This window comes from Paenibacillus violae, from assembly GCF_032461945.1.
Lineage (GTDB): Bacteria > Bacillota > Bacilli > Paenibacillales > NBRC-103111 > Paenibacillus_E > Paenibacillus_E violae.
In genome coordinates, this window is the sequence record NZ_JAWCUD010000004.1 from 45,306 (window position 1) to 67,193 (window position 21,888).

Below are 21,888 nucleotides of genomic sequence, written 5' to 3' on the forward strand. Positions count from 1 at the left end.
TTTAACTAGGATTCTCCTCTTTTTTCAGATAGGTCCAATCGTCCTCCTGATAGATGAGCCCGTCTTTCATCAGCTTGCCTAATGCACGCTTAAAGGCCGCTTTGCTCAAGCCAAACCGATCCTTAATGATATCCGCGGACGTTTTATCTGAAAATGGCATTGCATTTCCAGGACGCGTCTCCAGCACACTAAGAATTTTCTCCGCGTCTTCATCCCGACCTTTTTCCTTCGGCTGTCTCATCGACAGATTCACGCGGCCATCTTCTTCGCGAACGAAGGCGACTCGTACGTCAACCAACTCACCCACACGAAGTAATCGTGTTCTCTCCGTAGGAGCGATGAGTCCGATTACACCATAACCAAGAACACCGGCCTCGCAAATAACGAAAGTGCCCATCTGCAGCGGTCTGTACACACGCGCTTTCACCCAGCGGTTGCTCCAGCTTGAAGGAGCACGCACACAAAGTGGAGCCAGATCGTCTTCCAGCGCCAGCTTCGCAATTAAGCGGCCTTGACGGTCATGTGCTAATGTTGCAAACACCTTGTCCCCCACTTGAGGTCGCAATTCCTCCAATTCCGGCACATGACGGTAAGGAAGGAGCAAGTTACGACCTAACCCCATCTCCAGAAAGTAACCAAATCTCGGATGGATATCGACAACTTCGAGCAGCCCGACTTCGCCCATCTGGATTAACGGACGTTTCATGGTAGCCATGAGCCTGTCCTGTGTATCATGGAATAAAAAGGCTTCCACGTGCTCACCGGCCTTGATTTTGCCCACAATCTCCGCATACGGTAAAAGTACATCCTGATAGCCGTCGCTCAGGAAATATCCGTTTGGCGGAACTTCCCTCGCTACCTCAAGGGTAACGAGGGATCCTGCTTCCAGTCTCATACGCGCTCCACAACTTTGGCATCGGACCAAAGTCTTTCGATGTTATAGTACTCGCGATCATCGCGGTGGAAAACGTGCAGAACAACATCTCCTAAATCAAGCAGAACCCATCTAGCTGTATCAATACCTTCGTAACCTCTAATCGTGACGCCATACTCATGTGCTTTCTTTCTGGCTTCGCTCGCGATCGCTTGCACTTGTGTTTCTGAATTTCCGTGGCAAATGACGAAATAATCCGCAATCAAGGAAATACCTTGCAAATTAAGCGTGACAACGTCCGCCGCTTTTTTATCCTCTGCAGCCTCTACGACAAATGCTAAAATCTCTTCTGGGCTTTTACTCATTCAATCAACCTCCATGAATTAGTTGTTTATTTGTTGAATCAAATCATTCCGTGTCAAAATGGTAAGCGGATAAATTCGTTTTCCTTTTTCAATCAAAAACCGAATCGTAGAATCAAACCCGGCAACAAGCGCCTTCTCCAAGCTGCTCTTGGCTTCCTCACGGATGAGCTCTACACCAGGGAATTCCCGGCCTGGCTCCATATAATCCGCTAAACATACGATTTTGTCTAACAGCGACATCCCTTCACGCCCTGAGGTATGGTACCGGATCGCATCCAATATCTCCTCGTCCTGAATACCAAATTGCGACTGGGCAATGAACGCCCCGGCATGCGAGTGCCAAAGCTCCTTGTCAAAATCTAATAAATCCTGGGGCAACCCATTCTCGCGAATAATCTTAGCTTGCTCCTGCACAGGCCAATACTTGCAATAGTCATGTAAAATAGCTGCAAGATCAGCTTTGACAGGATCTCCGCCGAATCGCTTCGCAAGCATGACGCTCGTTTCCATGACACCAAGTGTATGGAGCCAGCGCTTCTCAGGCATTTGTTCTTTTACGGCTGCGATTAGCTTCTCACGCTTCATACAATCGGTTCACCTCCATGTAACCGTTCACGACTTCTGGAACAAGGTAGCGAACTGATCGTTTCTGACTTCGCTGCTCGCGAATGGCTGTGGATGAAATTTCAACTAGCGGCATGGGGACAATAGTTACTCGCTCACGGATGTTAGCAGACATATGCGCCATATCCAGTTCGTAGCCAGGTCTGGCTAAACCGATAAAACGAATATGCCGCACGATGTCATCAATGCGATGCCACTGCGGCAAATACTGAACCATATCTGCACCTATAATATAAGCAAATTCTGTTGTGGGATATTGTTTGCGCAGCAGTTCAATCGTATCGATACTATAAGATACGCCGCCTTTGCTGATTTCGATATCAATCGGACGAAAAAAAGGATTCCCCTCCGCAGCAAGGCAAACCATCTCCCAGCGCTGCTGCGTTGTGGCCTTCGGCGCGTTGGACTTATGCGGCGGCACGTTGGCCGGCATCAGCCATACTTCGTCTAATCCTGCTTCCACCCTCGCCCGCTCCGCAGCGATTAAATGACCGGTGTGGATCGGGTCAAAGGTTCCACCCATAATTCCGACAAGCATGCTTACACCTCTTTAGCTCGGCAGTTCAATCTTTTTCTTGTCACGCGATTCTTTATACAACACGACGATTTTACCGATCACTTGTACGAGCTCAGCACCGGATTTCTCGGACAGTTCAGCGCCTACCTCATCCCGATCTTCTCCGCTGTTGTTCAGCACTGTAATTTTAATCAATTCACGCACTTCCAGCGCTTCTTGGATATGACGGATTAAGTGTTCGTTCACGCCGCCTTTGCCTACTTGGAAAATCGGATCTACATGGTGCGCCAATGAGCGCAAATAACGTTTCTGTTTGCCTGTTAACATGGATGTCCCTCTATTCATTCTTATTCAGCTAACGACTGTTCTACCACCTGTCTCATCGCCGCAACGGGCGCAAGTTTACCAGTCCAGTATTCAAAAGCAAAAGCACCTTGATATATAAACATGCCCAGTCCGCCATGAATGCGGGCTCCTTTGGCTTCCGCCTCACGAAGGAACCTTGTAATGCGCGGATTATAGATTAAATCGCTCACGAGATGATGTTCTTTCAGAAGTTCAACCGGCATCGGCAGCTCTTCCGTGTTAGGATGCATCCCCGCTGAGGTCGTATTCAGTACGAACTCGACCTCATCCACGACATTCGCAATCTCATCAAGACCAAGACCGATTGTCTTCGTGTAAGCACTGATTGTATCAGCAAGCTCTAATGCGCGCTCTTTTGTCCGATTCGCGATGTAAATGCAGCCTGCACCTTCTTTGGCGAGTGCATACGCAACCCCTCTTGCAGCTCCGCCGGCGCCAAGGACAAGAACGCTTTTCCCCTTCAAATCGATGCCCGTTTCTTCTTTGAGAGAACGAACATAACCAATTCCGTCCGTATTGTAGCCGATGAGCTTGCCGTTTTCATTCACGATTGTATTCACCGCGCCAACGATACGAGCTCCCTCGTCAATTTCGTCCAGGTACTGCATAACCTCAACTTTATGTGGAATGGTGACATTAATTCCTCGATACCCCAGTGCCCGAATCCCCCGAACCGCATCTCCAAGCTCGTCAGGACGCACATGAAAAGCAGCATAAACCGCGTTAATATCTGCTTCTTGAAAAGCGCGATTCAACATAATGGGCGATCGGGAATGCCGAATCGGATCTCCGAATACCCCATATAGAATCGTATGACTGTCTATCGCCCGGCTCTTCTCCATGGTCTCCTCTGGTCCCCCTATATCAATGACTCTCGTGTGATAACCTTGATCCCCTTCGGTGCATGAACGGCAAGCTGTGAACCAGCCAGGCTGTTCACTTTGATCCAACCTAAACCGGAGATGAGCACATCCATTTGTTTCCCCTTTGGAATGTTCAGCCCATGCTTCACAAGTGGAGGCAGCTCGTCCAAGTCCGCTTCATTAGGAGGCGCCAGCATGACACCTTTGTGATCGGCGTACAGATCATCTGCCCGCTCCAACTTCGTGCGATGTATTTGAATCGCGTTGGACGTGTAGCATGTGAACGACTGGTGTTCACCTTTAATAAAATCAAAGCGAGCTAACGCGCCAAAAAACAACGTTTGTTGTTCATTTAACTGAAAAACAACCGGTTTGAGCGGCTTATCCGGCATGATACGTGTCAAATCACGTTTCTTCACAACCTCGGTTAGACGGTGCAAGTGCACAATCCCCGGCGTATCTACGATAAACCGGCCATCGTCGAGCGGGATTTTGACCAAATCCAGCGTCGTGCCCGGGTATTGAGATGTCGTAAGCTCCGCTTCCAAATCGCTGTAATCGCTGATTAAACGGTTAATAAGCGTCGATTTGCCGACATTAGTAGCACCAACAACATACACATCTCTGTCGCCGCGGTGCTCCTGTACAGCCGTAATCACGCGATCAAAGCCGATATTTTTCTTCGCACTGCAGAGCACAATGTCAACAACTTTAAGGTTGGCCTCTTTGGCTCTACGCTGCACCCAGTTGATGATCTTGTTGGCATTGGTCACTTTCGGCAGCAAATCAATCTTGTTGACGACAAGCAGGACCGGATTCGTGCCGACAAACCGTCCCAGACTGCTGAGCATACTGCCTTCAAAGTCAAAAATGTCCACAATCTTCACAACTAACGCCTTGGTTTGGCCGACATGTCCAAGCAATTTGAGGAAGTCGTCCTGCTGCAGCGTGATAGTGGAAGATTCATTATAATGCTTGATCCGGTAGCAGCGCTGACAAATAACCGGCTCCTTTTGCAGCGCTTCTGCCGGAATAAATCCGAGCTTGCTCTTGTCTTCTGTTTGCAGCAATACGCCGCATCCCGCACAATGATTAATCGTTTCTATACTCATGAAACCTCCTAATTCTTCATCCTGGCATTCGCCCATTTCTCAATCCGCCGGTTAATTCGTGTGAAAAAACCTTCGTCATTGATAGAAATCGGATTGACCAGAATCGTGTAAAGCCCCATTCGATTGCCGCCAAGCACATCCGTCAGCATTTGATCGCCTATGACCGCTGTTTGTCTCGCATTCGTACCAAGCAGCTTCATAGCTTTGTGAAATGAAACGTTCCATGGTTTCTTGGCTCTGTGAATGAATGGAATGCCTAACGGCTCCGCAAAGGCGGATACGCGTCCATGATTGTTGTTGGACACGATGACGACCTTGAAGCCCATCTTCTGCAACCGGTTCAACCACTCTATTAACTCTGGAGTCGCATGCGGATCGCGCGCGCCTACGAGTGTGTTATCGAGATCGGTAATGATACCGCGAACACCAAATCCCCATAGATGATTGGCATCAATATCATAGATTGTATGCACGGACTGTCTGGGTACGAGCTTTTTCAGCAAACCATTTCCCTCCACTGCTTCCTCGACATATACGAGAAACTATACCATAGTGACCCGTTTGTTGCAAAAAGAAAAGAACATATTTTCCCACTAGCCGCGGGCTGGAAGCGGCAGCCAGTTCAGGACATTTTGGATTTGACGGTCCCAATAACCCCACTCATGTTCTCCAGGCCCTTCCTCATAGGTCAAGTCCAGACCCAATTCCCTGCAATAATTACGGAAACGGATGTTATCTTCATATAGGAAATCTTCCGTACCGCAGCACTGATATAAATCCGGCTTCGGTCCTTTGCTAGCCTTCACCTGCTCTGCCAAATAGAATAAATCATTTTTGCTGCCTTTGATACTCGTCACATCGCCATAAATCAGCTTGAATTCATCCGGAAAGTTTAATGCTCGATGCGAAATATCTACGGCGCCCGACAAGCTGGCGGCGGCTGCAAAACGGTCTGGATGTGTGAGAGCCAGCTTCATCGCACCATATCCGCCCATCGACAAGCCCGCAGCATAATTCAATTCTCGTTCTTCTGCCAACGGGAAAAAAGATCTAGCAATAGCCGGCAGTTCCTCGCTAATAAACGTCCAGTACTTCGGACCTGCCGCCATATCCGTATAAAAGCTGCGGTTAACAGCCGGCATAACAACGGCAATCCCCAACTTGGCCGCATACCGCTCGATAGATGTTCTCCGCATCCAAATGGTGTGATCGTCAGATAGGCCATGCAATAAGTACAGTGTTGGATGTTTTGAAGTACCGTAGCTCGCTGAGGCGATCCCGATCTGATTTTGTGCATGCTGCGGTAAGATCACATACATGGAAGCTGAGACACCAAGGGAATCGGAGTAAAAATGACAATCGATAAAAGCCATGCGAATATGCTCCTCTCATAGGGAAAACCACCCCCCAGCAAGGGAAAGTGGCTTTCTTCACCTATTTCATTTGTTCTTTTAATTTCATAATCGATTGACTCACGGTTTGATAATCGGTTTCGGTCGAAACATTTTGGCTGTATTTTGCTCGTTCAAACAGCTCTAACACCGTTTCCAGATCTTTTTTCATCCATTTGCTCTGGCTCGACCACCTGGCCGTCGCTTCTCTCATCGTTTCATGCTCTAATCTGGTATAGCCCTTACGTCGGCTCATCCGCAGAAGCTTCTCGAATTCCACAATGATTTTCTGATTAAAATTAACGGCTTTCAATTGCTTTCTGTGCATACGCCATGTGCGCCAATAGTTGCTTTTGAGCAAAAATACAGCGCCAGCAGCTATCATTAGAGCAGCACCAACACCGCTTAACGTCAACCATAGCCAAGTAAAGCTAGGTGCTTGACTCGTTTCTTCAGGCAGTGTGACCGGATCGCTCTCCGTGGTAGGGTCAACAGGCGGAGGTGTCTCCGCTGGGAACACATTCGGAAGCGCAAACCCGGAAGTAGGCTCAAAAGGGATCCAGCCAAAGCCTTCAAAATACACTTCAACCCACGAATGAGCATCCGAGTTCCGGACTGTATACGTGCCGGCAGCGTCAGCATCGATATCTTCACCGAATTGACTCAAAATACCAAATTCTCGCATCTGATCAGATTGGGGAGAAGTTCCGGATGAGTACCCTTTCACCCAGCGGGTCGGAAGTCCGATTGAACGAGCAAGCACGGCCATTGACGTGGAATAATAATCACAGTATCCCTGTTTGATTTCGAACAAGAATCGATCTACAAAATCTTTGCTTTTCCCTTTACTTTCGTCCGGTGTGTTCGTATAAGGGTAATGCTCTGATAAATAAGCCTCAATCAGCTTGGCCTTATCATAAGGATTAGTCGCTGATTTGGTGATGTCGATCGCAAGTTGCTTGACACGTTCGGGAAGATCCGCCGGTATTTGCAAATACTCCGCCCATTCCGGCTTATTCCCATAGTCACTCTTCACCTCGCGGAGCTGCGCTACATCCAAAATAGGCTCTTGAGTAATAATGGCATACTCTTTGGGATAATTCGTTCTGCCCGTGTACCGCAGCTCGGATTGTCGAGGCGACCATAAAATGCGCTGAAACGGATTCTCACCTTGATTCACTTCCACCAGTCGCTGGACGGCATACCCGCCGAAGAGAACCGGAAACACATCCTCTCTCTGCATAACAATGGTTTGGGTAACTTCCTGGGTTTTCAACAGTGAGAAATCAAATCTCGGATCAAGAGGCAGTGTATTGAGATTGACCCGATTCATCGGAAGCTTTTTCTCATTCGGACTAAGCTCCCAACCTTTTCCATTATACTGAGCTCTCGTTTCACCACGGAAGTAGGTGCGTTTGCTCGTTTCTACTGTCATGACAGGTGTGTAGTCAAATTGAAATCCACCACCCAGATGACTATCATCCCTGCTGTAACCCGATGAAGTATCGGCGGTAGACGCCGTCACGCTTACCCCTTTTCCTAATAGAGGTACGGATTCTCCCCGACTCACCTTATAAGCGGTATATGGATCGGTTAAGACAGGTTCTACGGTAGGAGCCAGAAACCCAACAAGCGTAATGACACCTACGATCAGCCCCACTGGAAGCAGGAGCGAAGAGGGATAATCGGTAATCGTCTCCCAAATAACAGGGGCCCGTTTCTTCAGTTTGGCGAAGTGGCGAACCATCAGGAGCGAAAATCCGCAGAAGATGACCATGGCTACTTGCGGCCACAGGAAAATAGTGCTGAAGGAATCTCGTATGGCAAAAAACAATATACTGACAGCAATGAGAACGAAAATACGCAGCCTCGATTTCACTGACCACATGGCAAATAAATAAGTCAGCCAAGCAGCTAAGCTAAACCAAATATACGGCTCTAACTGACCGGCGTTTAAGGCGACCCATCGGAGTGCGTTCTTCCACGTCGTCACGTGTACGGCAACAAAATGGTAACCCATCCCGATGACGTGAAGAGCGATGACCAATCCGAATTGAATGAGAACTCGCCATACGCGTCGAAGATGCGGAATCAGATACGTAACCGCAACAAGGCTTAATGTTCCTGTGACAAAAACGACCGTTTCAGGGAGCCACAAGCCGTCTTCCTTCATAATCCAAATCACAAATTGATACAGATAAATACCCGTAAGAATCGCACTAAGGCGCTGTTCCCAATCCGTAAAAACAATTCTCTTCCAGAGTGAGCTAAGCATAACGTTTCGCCCCTCCCAACAGGTTAGGCAAGTCCGTTAATTGACTGACCTCATACCCCATATAACCTTGTGAGCGAATCGCCTTAACCCAATCGTCTTTTGCGCTATCCTGAACCGCCCCCTGCAGTTTGAAAGCATGCGAAGGTTCGGCATGAATCCACATATGGCAAGGATTCATTTGAAGATGCTCGAGTTGCGTCAGCACCTGCATCATGACGGAACCCTTTTGCGGAGAAATAAGTACAAAGAAGCAGCCGGCTGGGAGTTCCCGTGAATGTTCTTTCAAAATTTGCTGCAGAGAATGAAAGCCGTCAGCTTCAACCCCGACCAAATGTTTTAAAATATGCTTGTGGTGATTCTGACTTTGTTTCGGTTCAAAATAGGTGGATTCTTTCCCGATTGACAGCAAACCAAGCGCTAAGTCGCGGCCGGCCCCATACCGGAACAAGGATGCCGCCACAGAAACAGCTAGTTCAAATTCAGCCGCGTCACCATAGGCACGAGCCGTGCGATCCAATAAAATGATCGTTTTGGGCAGCGACTCCCGTTCGAACTCCTTGGACTTCCAAGTCCCTGTCTTCGCTGTGGCATTCCAGTGAATGCGGGACAAGCGATCCCCGTAAATATATTCACGAACACCGTTAATCTGCGTCGTTTCCCGGTGGGCTCTTGTCGTCGTGGAATGATGCTGCATGCCTTTGAGCATTTGATGGAACTGCGCCCATTCCCGGATGGCTACGGTTTGCGGGTATACCGTAACGGATTGCTGGAGTTCCAGGCGTCCCTTATGCTGGAAGAAGCCAAAGATATCCTCGGTCAGACATTCCGTATCACCAAACCGGTAATATCCCCTTCGCAGCGGAGGCGTGCTGTACAGCAGTTCCCCTCTGCGCTTCCAATCCGGAATCAGCGAACCTTCAAAGATGGTTTCTTCTCCACTCTGACGGATGAACTGATCTTTGATAATCATATAAGGAATCGGCCAAAAACCGGGAATCTGTACGCCAATGCCAATTTGCAGTGATTGACCCGCTTCAAGCTGTGCATCCTGCCCTTGAATGGAGAGCTTGCGCGTCCCTTGAGCACGTCTGATGCCGCTCCAGTTGCCTGCGAGTAAGTAGATCGACAAAAGGGTAATGATAATAAACAGCATGGAGGCCAGCTTTCCTCCTTGAAATAACAGGAAGAATAAGCTAGCCGTGAAACAGGAAATCAGTAGCCATAAAGGAGCCGGAAACCGGGGACGTTCCCCGAATCGTTTGAATACCGGTCGAGTCATAGGCTCACTTCTCCAATCGAACCGGCACTCGAACCTGCTCGAAAATCGAACCGAGCACGGAGTTAACGGTAGCTCCATCCATGCGTGCTTCGGAATGAAGGATCATTCGATGCCCGAGCACGAAAGGCGCAAGGTACTTGATGTCATCTGGAATGACGTAGTCTCTGCCTTTCAAGAACGCATATGCCTTGGATGCTAGTACAAGCGAAAGCGTGGCGCGTGGACTTGCGCCCAGAAATACAGCGTGATGGTCACGCGTTTTCCTGGTGATATTGACTAAGTAATCCGATACCGCGTCATCCATATGTACCCTGCGCGCTTGCTCTTGTGCTGCCAGTACTTCAGACGTATCCATCACCGCATGCAACGCTTCCATCGGATGCGCTTTGATTTGCGAAGCAATCATCTGTTTCTCGGCAGCTTCGCTCGGATAACCCAGGCTAAGCTTAATCATAAAGCGATCCAGCTGCGCTTCCGGCAGAATATATGTGCCTTCGAAATCAATGGGATTTTGAGTGGCCAGCATGAGAAAAGGAGATGGCAGCTCATGGATATCGCCGTCTACCGTAATATGCTGCTCTTCCATGGCTTCCAGCAGTGCCGATTGGGTTTTGGTTGTTGCGCGATTGATTTCGTCGACAAGTAAAATATTCGCCATGATCGGTCCTGAGCGAAACAGGAATTTTTCTTCTTTGGGATGATATATAGAAACACCGGTAATATCGGAAGGCAATAAATCGGGATTGCACTGAATGCGACGGAATTGGCCGTCGATGGAACGGGCGAGGGCTTTGATCAGTACGGTCTTGCCAGTTCCCGGTACATCTTCGAGCAACACATGTCCGCCGGCCAGCATAGCAGTCAGCAGTAATTCAATCTCAGCGCTCTTGCCGAGTATGCAGGATTCTAAATTCGTTTTCAGTCTAGTTAAAACTTCTACATGATGATGGGTGGCAGTTTCCATGACTTAATCCTCCTTAGAGTTTTCGTAAGAAAACTTACTTCGTAAGCGTATGCTGAACGGTATTAAAACCTCATCTTGTCACGACCGCCAGGCAAAAAAACGCCAAAATGACCGTAATTCTTAAAATAGAAGAGAAAAAGTGCGTAAATCCAGTTTACAGCAAAGTTTTTCGTCCGTATACTTGTAATTCCTCTAAATTTATTTGTTAAAATTACCCATGTGAAATTAGCGGCTTTATTAGGGTTTAAGCGGAGTTTGGGAAAGGCAAGGGAGACGTATTTCTCCCACCATACAAATCCTGCAAAAAATGCAGCAAATTTGGCGGAAGTCACAGATTTGGACTTATAACCTGCAAAAAGTGCAGCTAAATAGGTGATTTCTGCGTATTTCGGGTATAAAGCCATGAATGACATGTACTTTTTACATGTTTATCTCTAGAAACGGCAAAAGTGAGATCATTTGCTGTACTTATTGCAGTTTGTGAGGTTCGTCGGGGCACGTTGGTGCGAGCGAGACTCTCACGGCATAAGCTTGTTTTGTGAGTTAACTTCCACCTGAGGCTTATTTCCCACATGTTAGCGGTGAAAAACAACGGAAGCACTTTGACTGGTGCAGCTGAAAAAGGAGCTAAGCGTCTTGAATACGCTTAGCTCCTACGCCTATCGTTTTATTCGTTCACGGACGAACGTTTCCCCGATCAAACGATATCCACATTGCCAGAAGGGACTATTCATCCGATCTCTATCCCTTTGGCTTAACAAATACAGCGGCAATAAACGAGAAAATAATCGCTGCCGAAATACCCGCGCTAGTCACTTTGAAGATCCCGGTTATGATCCCGATATAACCGTCCTTGTGCAGCTCTTCCAGCGCCCCATGTACGAGGGCGTTACCAAAGCTGGTAATCGGTACGGTTGCTCCCGCACCCGCAAATTCGATAAATGGGTCATATAAATTGCAACCATCCGCAATAGCGCCAAGGACGACAAGCGTACTCATTGTATGCGCAGGCGTCAGCTTCCCAACATCCATTAGAAGCTGCCCGAAGACACAGATAGCACCGCCAATGACAAAAGCCCAAAAAAAGTTCATGCGTACAACCCTCCAGACTCAATAGAAACTGCATGCGCGATACACGGGATGCTTTCCCCTTGCTGGAAGGAGAGCGGAGACAGCAACGCGCCTGTGGCAACAACAAGAATGCGGTTCAACTCTCCTTTTTTCATGCGTTTGAGGAGATGCCCGTAGGTAACGGTTGCGGAACAGCCGCAGCCGCTGCCTCCGGCTTGCACATTCTGCTTGTCCCGCTGATAGATTAATAAGCCGCAATCATCATAAGTCGTTTGTTCAATCGGAACCTTGTGCTTTTCGAACAGTTCACGCGCAATTTCGGAACCGACCGCAGCCAGATCTCCAGTTACAATGAGATCATAATAACCCGGCTCGCGGCCCAAATCGCGGAAGTGAGCCTGGATCGTATCCACGGCAGCCGGAGCCATCGCTGCGCCCATATTGAAAGGGTCTGTGATCCCCATATCCACAACCCTGCCGATGGTTGCCGATGTGATGACGGGGCCATCCCCCGTCTTCCCGAGCACGGCCACTCCAGCGCCGGTCACGGTGTATTGCGCGGTCGGCGGCTTCTGGGATCCGTATTCCGTCGGATAACGGAACTGCTTCTCCACCGTGCAGTTGTGGCTGCAGGTGCCTGCCATTATATAATTGGCGGCGCCTGAATCCATTAACTGCGCGGCAAGCGCCAGCCCTTCCATCGAGGTCGAGCAAGCGCCGAAGATGCCAAGATACGGCATGCCCAGCGTGCGTGCCGCGAACGTATTGGAGATGATCTGATTCATAAGATCGCCTCCAATATAGAACTGAATTTGGCCGCCCGTAAGCCCGGCATTATCAAGGGCATGCTGCGCCGCTTCCTCAAGCAGCGCTTTCTCCGCTTTCTCCCACGTCTTCTGACCTACCGTCAGATCGCCATGCACGATGTCAAAGTCTTCCGCCAGTGGACCCTCGCCTTCATCAGGTCCAACTACAGTCCCTGTGGACAGAATGACCGGACGATTCTCGAAAACCCAGCTTTGATGCCCTTTCAGCATAGCATCAGCCCCCACCCATTATGATTAGATGCAAGAGTCCCACAACGAAAGCAGCCACGGTGCCAAAAACGATGACAGAGCCCGCTAATTTGAACATGTTCCCGCCTACACCAAGGACTAATCCCTCAGCCCGGTGTTCAATCGCAGCAGAGCAAAGGGAGTTTGCGAACCCTGTAACAGGAACTGCGCTTCCGGCGCCAGCCCACTGAGCAATTTTATCGTAGATGCCGAAGCTTGTTAAAATGACCGAAATGATAATCAGAACAGCCACGGTCGGGTTGCCCGCTGTTTTCTCTGTAAACCCGAACCAATTGATAAACATTTGCATAAAGCACTCGCCAATTAAGCAAATCGTGCCGCCAACTAAAAAAGCTCTAAGGCAATTTTTCAAAACAGGCCTCTTGGGTTCAATCCTTTTCGCTAATTCCTGATACTCCTGTTGGGTCATTGTTAGATTTTTCTTCTTATTGTTGGCCATACTTTCCCTCCTGCTTGATTAGGATCTTAACAGGGTATGAAGATCCTGAATGACTTTCGTCATCACCACGGAACTATCTTGATACATTTTTTTCGCATCAGGATGCTTTGTTGTTAAGGAATACAGCTCAAGATCCGCTTCACATTTCTTCAGTGTTGCAAGAAGCGCAGGTCTTTCGCTCGGCTGAGGCACTTTCAGCTTGTCATCATAGAGATCAACGGTTAATTCGCCGTTGGTATCTACATGGCCAAGAAACACATTTTCTTTCGTTACTCCTAGCTTATCCAGTTCCGTTTGCAGCCATCCCATTCCTTTCCCTGCTGCAGCCAGCGGCTCTTTTTGGATCACACCATCCATAATGACCGTCTGGGTAGGCTTTTCTGTTCCCAGCTTCATCCCCAGATGTTTGGGTGTCAGAGGCTGCGACTCGCTTTTGAGCAAAACACTCAGATCACCGCTGGATTCGAGCATCGCAAACTCCACATCCGCCACTCGGAAAACACTTTTCGTACGCAACTGCTCAAGAAGCTCGTCCCCTGTGTACCGCTCTTTTTTCAAATTTTCCTCAAGCACTTTCCCATCTTTGATGAGCACTGTGCCTTTCCCTTCAAACCACGTACGCAGCGTCTTGCTCTTGAGTGTTAGCAGCTCCAAGATAAAAGGCACAAGACACCATACCAATATGGCAATAACCCCATGCATAAAGTTGCTTTCTACATCCGTTGAAATGACACCGGCCAAGTCACCTAGTGTAATACCTATCACATATTCGAAGAACGTTAACTGAGATATTTGTTTCTTCCCAAGGATTCGTGTCAGTACAAACAGAATAACTAGCGCGCTGAACGCTCTAATAACGATATGTACCCAATCTGCCACGGGCCCGTTCCCCTCTCTTTCATAGTGCTCCAAACAAAGTCATTATGTGCAAAATAAGCGAGTGCTATCATTGAATTGTTTTGTATTTAATTGTCAATTATGAGAACGAAGAGAAAGGGAATATTAATGAGCGCAAACAAGTGAAATCCTTATGCTCTCTTTGGTTGCAACCCAAATTCTAATGAAGAGGTGTCTACCATGACTGTAGCTGCTCAAGTAAAAACAACACTAGCCTCCCTCAAAAGCGCGCAAGCCAGCCTAGAGACCTTTGCGTTGTCAACGCAGAATCAGGAAGCTAAACAACTGTATGAAACTGCCGCGATGGCTGCACAAGACATTGTGAATCAAGTTTCCTCCAGGGTGCAGCAATTGGAAAACGAAGAGCCGCAATACAAAGGTTTCTAGTCTGAACACAAAAAAAGCCGGTATTTACGAGAAACGCTCTCGTGTACCGGCTGTTTTTGCTTTTTAATACATCATGAGGAGAATTAGCGTAAGCAATACAAAAAGCACTAAAATAAGCAGTTTGAGATGATCTTCTTTTGGCATGTGAGCCGCCCCTTGTTTCAGATCGTTTCCGTTAAATCCTTATTATTGTGTCGGTTGGCCGGAAGCTTTCCTCAATTCATTCGCTAAACGGTGAAACTCATCTCTTGCTTGCGGGTCCTCCGTTGCCATGTATGCCGCAGATAAAAAGGCAATGATTTTATTGGCATCTTCAACACTTATCACAGCTTATTCCCTCCTAGAAGCACCACTTTATTTTCCGGTCCAATAATCGAAGGTCAGCACATTGTTTTTGAAAAAGGAATAAGGCAAATAACAGTAGCCTTGGTCCCCCCAACCTTTGCCCCAAGAGTTTCGTACGATCACTACACCTTGGCCTTTCTTCTTGCCGTCCCTATACCCAACAGCCAGCATGGCGTGCCCGCCTAGCAGCATTTCTTTTTTTCGGTCTGGATAGGGGACACGTCCTGTTCGGATAACCGCCAGGCTTTCAAAAGAGCTATATAGCCATATGCCGAAGACAACAGGCTGACCGTCAGCCAAAGCCGCTTTGATTCCCGCCAGATCGTGAATGCGATGATAGCTGCCAATTCGATAATTGCCTGCCGTTTGTTCAGCCTCTTTATCCGGTTTCTCTTTATATTTGGCAATTTGATACGGCCATTCGCTTTCTGGGCAAACACCGATTTTCTGAAGCACTTTCATCCCGTCGCGTACCGTTGCACCAGAGTCCCTATTTACCGTGCCTTCTATTTGCCTCTCATGCCAATAATGAAAAAGCCGGGATAATCGAGGCGCTGAATCGCTTTCTTGACGCAGCCAATATTCACGTAATCCGCTTACAATGGCATTCGACGTGCAAGATCCTAAATTCCCTTGATTGACAATTGGAGAAAGCTTGCTCCGCAGGTCGACTTTGCCGGGCAGCTGAGATTCACGGACATAGTTGACACTTCGGTAAAAATAGTCACGAAAGTCACGTTGGTCCCTTTTTACCGTTAACTTTCTTCTCATCTGTTTTCCTCCCCATTGCCCGTTTGTGGAATTGTACTCCAGTGTATTCACCCATGGGCAGGAGCGTGCAAAAAAGCACCCCCCCCTAGGCATGCGCGCGGCAAAAATTCGATTATTTTTTCATCGCTTTCTGATAGATGGCTCGAAATAGCTGTCACGGCGGTCAGATAAGACCCTGTAGTTCCGCTCATCGAGGAAATCTGTACGATATCCTCGAAATAGAGGACTCCAGTTCCCTAATGATCTTCCCTTGCGGAATTCTCCGCTAGCCTTTCTGTGTCTGGTGAATTGGAAGGTTGCAGAATGTTGAGTAGAGAAGTTAGATCGTGGAAGGTAGGTAAAGTAGCTTGATTTGCTCATCTGTTATTGCGCAAGAGCCTCCTCTGCATAGGTTAGGGGAACTGCAGGGCGCTATTTCTCGGAAAAGGCATGTTTCCCGGTTTAATGGGAACTGTGGTCCTCTATTCCGCCAATTTCAAACGAAATAGCTGTCACCTGGGTCAGATAAGGCCCTGTAGTTCCGCTCATCGAGCAAGTCTGTACGATATCCTCGAAATAGAGGACTCCAGTTCCCTTATGAACTGCCCTAGCGGAATTCTCCGCTAGTCATTCTGTGTCTGGTGAGGTGGAAGGTTGCAGAATGGAGAGTAGAACGGTTGGATCGTGGAAGGTAGGTAAAGTAGCTTGATTACGCAGGCTTTTTGTTGTGCAAAAGCCACCGCATGACTTAGCACGAATAACAATGCGTTATTTCCCAGAAAATAACGTGTCCCGCCCAAACGAAAAAACCAGGCAAACCACATCTGTTTCAGACGGATCCACCTGGTTCTATTAGAATCTTCCTCAACGCTTATCGAAGATAGCGGCAAAGCGGCAGTATTTGCTGCTCTCGAATACACGCAACGACTAGCTCGGCGATAGCGATTCCGCCTTTTTCTTGAAAATGCGTATTATCCTCTGCTCCTTTTGGGAAGTTAGGAAACTCCCCGGGCCAGGCCCACATGAACAAGGATTTGGTTTCCTCAGGACCGAGCGTTTCGAACAATTGCTTGCTAGCTTCAGCCAAATCAATGAGAGGAACATCCGCCTCTTCGGCCAGCTGCTTCATAGCTGTGATATACTCGCCGTGGGTGTCGACGATTTTGCCAGCTTCATCAAAAAATCTCCGCTGCACTGGCGTCACTAGAATTGGAACAGCGCCCCGCGTCCGAGCCTCCTGAATATAAATCAGTAGATGCTCTTTATAAGTGGTAAAAGGGGAAGTCGCCCGCTCCTCATCCAACTTTTGATCGTTATGCCCAAATTGAATCAATAAATAATCATTTGCATTCATCGTATCAAGAATCGGTGTAAACCGACCTTCATTCAGGAAGCTCTTGGAGCTGCGGCCAGACATCGCATGATTTGCTACAGCGGCATCTGCTTTGATGAAAAGCGGCAACATTTGCCCCCAGCCGGTGTATGGATACCCATCCTGCGGCTGATCGGTTACCGTAGAGTCGCCAACCAAATATAAGGTAGATGCTTGAGGCGCCGAAATGATCTCGAGTGCATTAATGCGCGGTGCAGCGCCTGAGAAGGCGAGCCTCAATTGTCCATCTGCTACATGGACGCTAAAGCTGCTAGCCACGAACTCCCCCGCCGCCGTGCGGCATTCCGATAGAAGCAGCCTTCCCTGCCCTACCTTTAAGCACGTAACTGTTGCGGTAATCAGATCCCCCATTAGTGTGTGAATCGTATAATTGCCATTCGGCAAATCGACAATAAACACAGCGCCCACGGGAATGCAAAAGTCTTGACGGAGCGCTTCCGGTCTCCCGCGATCCCTTACATACACCTCTGAGCCAACCCTAAAACCATAGCCCACATTACTCTCATCATAGAAAGAATCATGGCTAATTTTCGTGAAGCCTTCTTTCGCTGCGTTTTGTGCCGGGCCAAAATCAAATTTCAAATGGATACTCATCATTTTGTACCTCTACCAGTCCCTGCGGTTTAGTAACGAGGATAAGAAAATCAGTCCCAATCCTTGGCCCCAGCCTTGAATCCGTTTGTAGGGAACTCCTTTGTAGCCGTCAATATCCCGCATCACCGCTGTTCCGGCAGATACGCCCGTGATTGTACCATCATCTGTTATACGTGAAAGAATCCCCTTGATCGACTTGTTTGTATATTTATTGTATAACGGACCTGCACCGATGAGCGCGGCCGCGATACCTGCGGAACCGGATGTTTCCAAATACGCATCCTTATCCGTCAGAACGGTATGCCATAGCCCACTTTCATCCTGCAACCGAACGAGTGCGCTTAATTGATCACGCAGAGAGCCTTCAATAATCATAAAAGAGGGATGCGTCACATGCACGAGCCTCAGTGCGCGTGCCATCGTAATGGCAGCCCATGAGTTGCCGCGCGCCCAATAAATGCCTGACATGTGATTTTGCGCCAGATTGTCCCAGCCGTGGTAATACAAGTTCGTCGCAGCATCCTGCAGTACATTTTCATGGCCATGATACTGCTTCAAGCCGTCCTCGAAATAATCCTCACGATTCAGCATCGAACCGATCCGCACCAGGAAATAACCCGCCATGAACATCGTGTCCACCCATGCCTGCTCAGGGAAATTATACGTTTCCGAGTTCACAGTATGCTGGAAAATGCCGTCTCCAAAACGCTCCGCCTCATGCTTCAGGAAGTCCGCCATTTGCGTAGCGATTTCCATATACCGCTCTTCCCCGGTTTCCTTATACAAGGTTAACAACGAGTGACCGATCGAGATGCCGTTGACGGACAGCTTGGGCAGCCCGTCTTCCAATTTCTCATCGACCCATTCTTTTAACAATTGAAGATACTCTTTATTTCCGGTTGCTTCATAGGCTTCCGTCACACCATAAAAAGCTACGCCTCCCGGCCAATCCCAATTAAAGTCCATGCGGAACGTTCTATGAACAACGCGGTCAATGACTTCGCGAATCTCATCCGGATCAAATTGTAAAGCTGGCATCTCTTCATTTCCTCCCTGTAGCTGGTTATTGATGAACTGAGCATTCATTCTCATTATCCTTTCAAACCGCTCGTCGAAATTCCGTCAACAATATATTTTTGAAAAATCATAAATACAACGAAGATCGGAACCAGCGACAGCGTCGACATAGCGAACATACCGCCCCAGTTATTTAAAGACTCGCTGTCCAAGAATAACTTAAGCGCTAGGGATACCGGGTACAGCTCGGCATTATTTAAGTAGAGCAACGGCGTGTAGAAATCGTCCCATCTCCAGTAGAAGGAGAAAATTGCCGATGTCACGAGAGCCGGGACGATAAGCGGGATGATAATTTTGTAGAAGATGCTGTATTTGCTGCAGCCGTCCATTTTCGCGGCTTCATCAAGCTCAGGCGGAATCGTACGGATAAACTGCATAATAAGAAAGATAAAGAACGGAATTCCGAAAAACTGCGGCACAATAATCGGTTTAAAGCTCGATAACCAGCCAATTTTGGCAAACAAAATATACTGCGAGATAATGGTTACATCTTGAGGCAGCAGCAACGTCAACATCACCATGGCGAACCAGAACTTGCTTCCCGCAAACTTGATTCGAGCGAAGCCATATCCGACAACAGCGGAAGAAGCCACAGCGCCGATCGTTGAAAGTATAACGATAATGAAGCTGTTTTTCATGAATGTCGCGAACGTAATGCCTGCAAATCCCTTCCAACCGGATACATAGTTGCTCCACTCCAGCCGGCTGGGAATCAGAGAGGTAGCGGTTGTGTAAATCTCCTCATTTGGTTTGAAGGAGCTGGCGACCAGCCAGAGAATCGGATAAATCGCAGTAAGCGCGATGAGGCAGACGAACAGATGATACAGCACCGTTTTCATATGTTTTGCTCGAAAAACCATGTCAGATCCCTCCTAGCTCTCGTAATGAACCCAATATTTTGATGTTTTGAAAATAACCAAGGTGATGAGCCCGATTAAGATGAGCATGAACCAAGCCATTGCTGAGGCATAACCCATTTCAAAGAAGACAAATGCGCGATGGAATAAATACAGCGAATACAGCAGCGTATTGTTAAGCGGACCGCCTTCACCGTTCGAAATAATATAGGCCGGCGTGAAGGTTAAGAAGCCCGAAATCGTTTGCAAAATGAGATTAAACAAAATAATTGGACTTAACAAAGGCAGTGTGATGTGAAAAAATTTGCGAACAGGTCCTGCTCCGTCCACGCTTGCCGCCTCGTAATAAGTGCCTGGGATGTTTTTGAGTCCAGCTAGAAAGATAAGCATCGAAGAACCGAACTGCCAGACTGACAAGAGCACCAACGTGCCAAGTGCCGTAGCCGGCAAACCAATCCAAGAAGTAGTGGTATGAATGCCAATGCTGCCGAGGAACGCATTAATTAACCCTTTGTCACCGAAAATTTGACGCCACATGATAGATACCGCTACGCTTCCGCCAATCAAGGAAGGCAAGTAATAAGTAGCCCGGTATAAGCCAATTCCTCTTGCCGCACGATTAAGCAGCATAGCTACTAATAAGGCAATGATCAGACGCATTGGAACGGACGTAAGAACGTAGATTAGCGTCACGCGAATTGAATCTATGATTTTGTCATCACTAGTAAACATCTTCTCGTAATTCGCAAATCCTACCCATCTCGGTGGAGACAATAAATCATACTCCGTAAATGAGAAATAGAGCGAAGAAAACATGGGAAACAGCGTGAAGATCAAAAAACCAAGAATGAAAGGTGAGACAAACACATAGCCGACTATGTGATCATTTTCACGTAGTTTCATAATTCCACTCCTTTATGCTTGTCATTTTCTGTGTATTTGGAAGGGCAGCCGGACTAGAGCCACCCTTTTATACCTGTAAACTGCGTTGTATCCATCCATGCTTACTTCTTATTTTTCGCTAAAATGGCATTGGCTTCACTCATGAATTTGGCAGCGGCCTGCACCACCGTGAGCTTGCGAAACAAAATTTGCTCTTGCATATCGCGGAGCAGCTTGCTTACTTCTGCGGACCCGATCGGATCAGGAGGATCCATGGGGCTGCTGTTCTTCTCCACCCAAGTCACATAATCGTACACTTTCAATTCTTCTTCAGAGAGCGTTGGCTTTAAACCGTCCTTGACCTTCGAGGAAATGGGAATCCCTCGGTCGCCTTTGATCAATTTATTAGCCTCCAAATCATTTAAAAACCATGAGATGAATTTGGCTGCTTCCGTCTTTTGTTTGGAGCTTTTGGCGATGGAGAACAACATCGTTGGCTTTAAGTAAAGCCCTTGTTTCCCGTTCGGTCCTGGCAATCCGGTTAAGCTGAGAGGTTTCTTGGCGGCTTCCTGCAGCGACGTGAATTGATTCGACCAGGCCATCGTCATGAAGCCATCCCCCAGCGCAATCGGATTCTCCTCAGGCGTCAGTTTGGACAATGACTCTTTGTCCCAATCGCGCATATAGCCCGCTTCATACCACTCTAGGTACATGGTGAAGTAATCTATAAAATAGCGTGGATCGCTAAATCCAAGACTCGTACCATCCGGGCTAAAATAGTGCTGATCTTGCGTGCGCAGATAGTATGGGAAAAACTGATCAAAGCGCATATGGTCGAGCACTTTCCCTTTTGCCTTCATTCGCTTGGCGATTTGCTCCAAATCGGACCATGTCCAGTTCTTCGGGATGGCAGAGATCCCCGCCTCCTTCAACATGGCGGCATCATAGGTGGTGCCCATCGCATTAACACCTAACGGGATGCCGTACAGCTTCCCGTCCACTCGTCCGGAATCAATCGTCTCGGGTGATGCTGATCGCACATCGATCGTTCCGTTACTCGTCAGTTCAGTCAAATCTTCCAATTGTTCCTTCGTTGCATATTGGGTTAGATACGAGATATCCATCTGGATAATATCGGGCAATTGATTGGCCGCAGCTTGCGGTGCCAGCTTTTTCCAAAAATCATCAAAGCCGGCATATTCCGTATCAATTTTCACGTTCGGGTTCAGCTCCTGGTACATGGCAATCAGTTTCAACGTGTAGTCATGTCTGGATTGACCGCCCCACCAGGCAATTCGCAGCTTAACTTCTTGTTTGGAACTGCTTCTGTCAGACTCCATGGTCTTCGGATTTCCATCCGCAGATGGCTGTTTCGCGCTGCATCCGATGATGGCGAACATCAATGGTATGAGAAGCATGGCCGGTAATCGTCTGCGTATCATTGTTAGCGTCCTCCTGTGTACCCTGCGCCACATCTCTTATTATGGGCT

25 protein-coding genes are annotated in these 21,888 nt (G+C 48.0%); 1 reads left to right on the forward strand and 24 read right to left on the reverse strand.

Going from position 1 to position 21,888, the window contains the following annotated elements:
- Position 1: 1 nt before the first annotated feature.
- The 17 genes from RQP52_RS14155 to RQP52_RS14235 all read right to left on the reverse strand — a co-directional run bounded on the left by RQP52_RS14155 (position 2) and on the right by RQP52_RS14235 (position 14,095).
- On the reverse strand, positions 2-895 hold the full coding sequence (locus RQP52_RS14155; RefSeq protein ID WP_315952298.1) for a CvfB family protein: 894 nt from the start codon (positions 893-895) through the stop codon (positions 2-4).
- Positions 892-1,239, reverse strand: coding sequence for a ribosome silencing factor (gene rsfS / locus RQP52_RS14160; protein WP_127449916.1), 348 nt, complete (start codon positions 1,237-1,239; stop codon positions 892-894). The genes RQP52_RS14155 and rsfS overlap by 4 nt, the downstream gene beginning before the upstream one ends.
- Before the next feature lie 18 nt (positions 1,240-1,257).
- The gene (gene yqeK / locus RQP52_RS14165; RefSeq protein ID WP_315952301.1) at positions 1,258-1,824 is read right to left on the reverse strand and encodes a bis(5'-nucleosyl)-tetraphosphatase (symmetrical) YqeK; all 567 of its coding nucleotides are present in this window, start codon (positions 1,822-1,824) and stop codon (positions 1,258-1,260) included.
- Positions 1,814-2,401, reverse strand: coding sequence for a nicotinate-nucleotide adenylyltransferase (locus RQP52_RS14170; RefSeq protein WP_315952302.1), 588 nt, complete (start codon positions 2,399-2,401; stop codon positions 1,814-1,816). The genes yqeK and RQP52_RS14170 overlap by 11 nt, the downstream gene beginning before the upstream one ends.
- Before the next feature lie 12 nt (positions 2,402-2,413).
- Positions 2,414-2,707, reverse strand: coding sequence for a ribosome assembly RNA-binding protein YhbY (yhbY, locus tag RQP52_RS14175; protein WP_127449922.1), 294 nt, complete (start codon positions 2,705-2,707; stop codon positions 2,414-2,416).
- A gap of 20 nt (positions 2,708-2,727) precedes the next feature.
- Positions 2,728-3,588, reverse strand: coding sequence for a shikimate dehydrogenase (gene aroE, locus RQP52_RS14180; RefSeq protein ID WP_315952303.1), 861 nt, complete (start codon positions 3,586-3,588; stop codon positions 2,728-2,730).
- A 17-nt stretch (positions 3,589-3,605) separates the two neighbouring features.
- Positions 3,606-4,721: a ribosome biogenesis GTPase YqeH gene (yqeH, locus tag RQP52_RS14185; protein WP_315952305.1), complete on the reverse strand. Its 1,116-nt coding sequence runs from the start codon at positions 4,719-4,721 to the stop codon at positions 3,606-3,608.
- A gap of 8 nt (positions 4,722-4,729) precedes the next feature.
- Entirely contained in the window at positions 4,730-5,224 is a 495-nt protein-coding gene (locus tag RQP52_RS14190; RefSeq protein WP_174806720.1) for a YqeG family HAD IIIA-type phosphatase, read from the reverse strand.
- A gap of 90 nt (positions 5,225-5,314) precedes the next feature.
- Entirely contained in the window at positions 5,315-6,094 is a 780-nt protein-coding gene (locus RQP52_RS14195; protein WP_315952308.1) for an alpha/beta hydrolase, read from the reverse strand.
- Positions 6,095-6,155: 61 nt separating this feature from the next.
- Entirely contained in the window at positions 6,156-8,387 is a 2,232-nt protein-coding gene (locus RQP52_RS14200; protein WP_315952310.1) for a transglutaminase TgpA family protein, read from the reverse strand.
- Positions 8,380-9,666 carry a DUF58 domain-containing protein gene (locus tag RQP52_RS14205; RefSeq protein ID WP_315952312.1) on the reverse strand — a complete coding sequence of 429 codons (1,287 nt, stop codon included), beginning with the start codon at positions 9,664-9,666 and terminating at the stop codon, positions 8,380-8,382. Before RQP52_RS14205 ends, RQP52_RS14200 begins: the two co-directional genes overlap by 8 nt.
- Before the next feature lie 4 nt (positions 9,667-9,670).
- Positions 9,671-10,630: an AAA family ATPase gene (locus RQP52_RS14210; protein WP_127449931.1), complete on the reverse strand. Its 960-nt coding sequence runs from the start codon at positions 10,628-10,630 to the stop codon at positions 9,671-9,673.
- A 62-nt stretch (positions 10,631-10,692) separates the two neighbouring features.
- Positions 10,693-11,034: a hypothetical protein gene (locus tag RQP52_RS14215; RefSeq protein ID WP_315952314.1), complete on the reverse strand. Its 342-nt coding sequence runs from the start codon at positions 11,032-11,034 to the stop codon at positions 10,693-10,695.
- A gap of 337 nt (positions 11,035-11,371) precedes the next feature.
- Positions 11,372-11,722 (reverse strand): stage V sporulation protein AE, encoded by a 351-nt coding sequence (gene spoVAE / locus RQP52_RS14220; protein WP_127449933.1) that lies wholly within the window; start codon positions 11,720-11,722, stop codon positions 11,372-11,374.
- A complete protein-coding gene (gene spoVAD, locus RQP52_RS14225; RefSeq protein ID WP_315952317.1) occupies positions 11,719-12,738 on the reverse strand; it encodes a stage V sporulation protein AD in 1,020 nt (339 codons plus the stop codon). Before spoVAD ends, spoVAE begins: the two co-directional genes overlap by 4 nt.
- 4 nt (positions 12,739-12,742) lie before the next feature.
- The gene (spoVAC, locus tag RQP52_RS14230) at positions 12,743-13,216 is read right to left on the reverse strand and encodes a stage V sporulation protein AC (RefSeq protein ID WP_315952319.1); all 474 of its coding nucleotides are present in this window, start codon (positions 13,214-13,216) and stop codon (positions 12,743-12,745) included.
- Between the two features lie 18 nt (positions 13,217-13,234).
- Positions 13,235-14,095, reverse strand: coding sequence for a DUF421 domain-containing protein (locus tag RQP52_RS14235; protein WP_315952321.1), 861 nt, complete (start codon positions 14,093-14,095; stop codon positions 13,235-13,237).
- Between the two features lie 198 nt (positions 14,096-14,293).
- Between RQP52_RS14235 and RQP52_RS14240 the strand changes: the two genes are divergently transcribed.
- Positions 14,294-14,500 (forward strand): DUF1657 domain-containing protein, encoded by a 207-nt coding sequence (locus RQP52_RS14240; RefSeq protein WP_127449940.1) that lies wholly within the window; start codon positions 14,294-14,296, stop codon positions 14,498-14,500.
- 186 nt (positions 14,501-14,686) lie between these two features.
- Here the strand turns inward: RQP52_RS14240 and RQP52_RS14245 are convergent, their stop codons facing one another.
- The 7 genes from RQP52_RS14245 to RQP52_RS14275 all read right to left on the reverse strand — a co-directional run bounded on the left by RQP52_RS14245 (position 14,687) and on the right by RQP52_RS14275 (position 21,840).
- The gene (locus RQP52_RS14245; RefSeq protein ID WP_127449942.1) at positions 14,687-14,827 is read right to left on the reverse strand and encodes an N-acetylmuramoyl-L-alanine amidase; all 141 of its coding nucleotides are present in this window, start codon (positions 14,825-14,827) and stop codon (positions 14,687-14,689) included.
- 27 nt (positions 14,828-14,854) lie between these two features.
- Positions 14,855-15,616, reverse strand: a complete 762-nt coding sequence (locus RQP52_RS14250) for a C1 family peptidase (RefSeq protein WP_315952324.1) — start codon at positions 15,614-15,616, stop codon at positions 14,855-14,857.
- Positions 15,617-16,466: 850 nt separating this feature from the next.
- Positions 16,467-17,582: a rhamnogalacturonan acetylesterase gene (locus tag RQP52_RS14255; RefSeq protein WP_315952325.1), complete on the reverse strand. Its 1,116-nt coding sequence runs from the start codon at positions 17,580-17,582 to the stop codon at positions 16,467-16,469.
- Positions 17,583-17,594: 12 nt separating this feature from the next.
- Positions 17,595-18,620 (reverse strand): glycoside hydrolase family 88/105 protein, encoded by a 1,026-nt coding sequence (locus tag RQP52_RS14260; RefSeq protein ID WP_157321814.1) that lies wholly within the window; start codon positions 18,618-18,620, stop codon positions 17,595-17,597.
- Between the two features lie 53 nt (positions 18,621-18,673).
- Positions 18,674-19,498, reverse strand: coding sequence for a carbohydrate ABC transporter permease (locus RQP52_RS14265; RefSeq protein WP_379173285.1), 825 nt, complete (start codon positions 19,496-19,498; stop codon positions 18,674-18,676).
- A 33-nt stretch (positions 19,499-19,531) separates the two neighbouring features.
- Positions 19,532-20,419 carry a carbohydrate ABC transporter permease gene (locus tag RQP52_RS14270; protein WP_127449952.1) on the reverse strand — a complete coding sequence of 296 codons (888 nt, stop codon included), beginning with the start codon at positions 20,417-20,419 and terminating at the stop codon, positions 19,532-19,534.
- Between the two features lie 101 nt (positions 20,420-20,520).
- Positions 20,521-21,840, reverse strand: a complete 1,320-nt coding sequence (locus tag RQP52_RS14275) for an ABC transporter substrate-binding protein (protein ID WP_315952328.1) — start codon at positions 21,838-21,840, stop codon at positions 20,521-20,523.
- Positions 21,841-21,888: the final 48 nt, after the last annotated feature.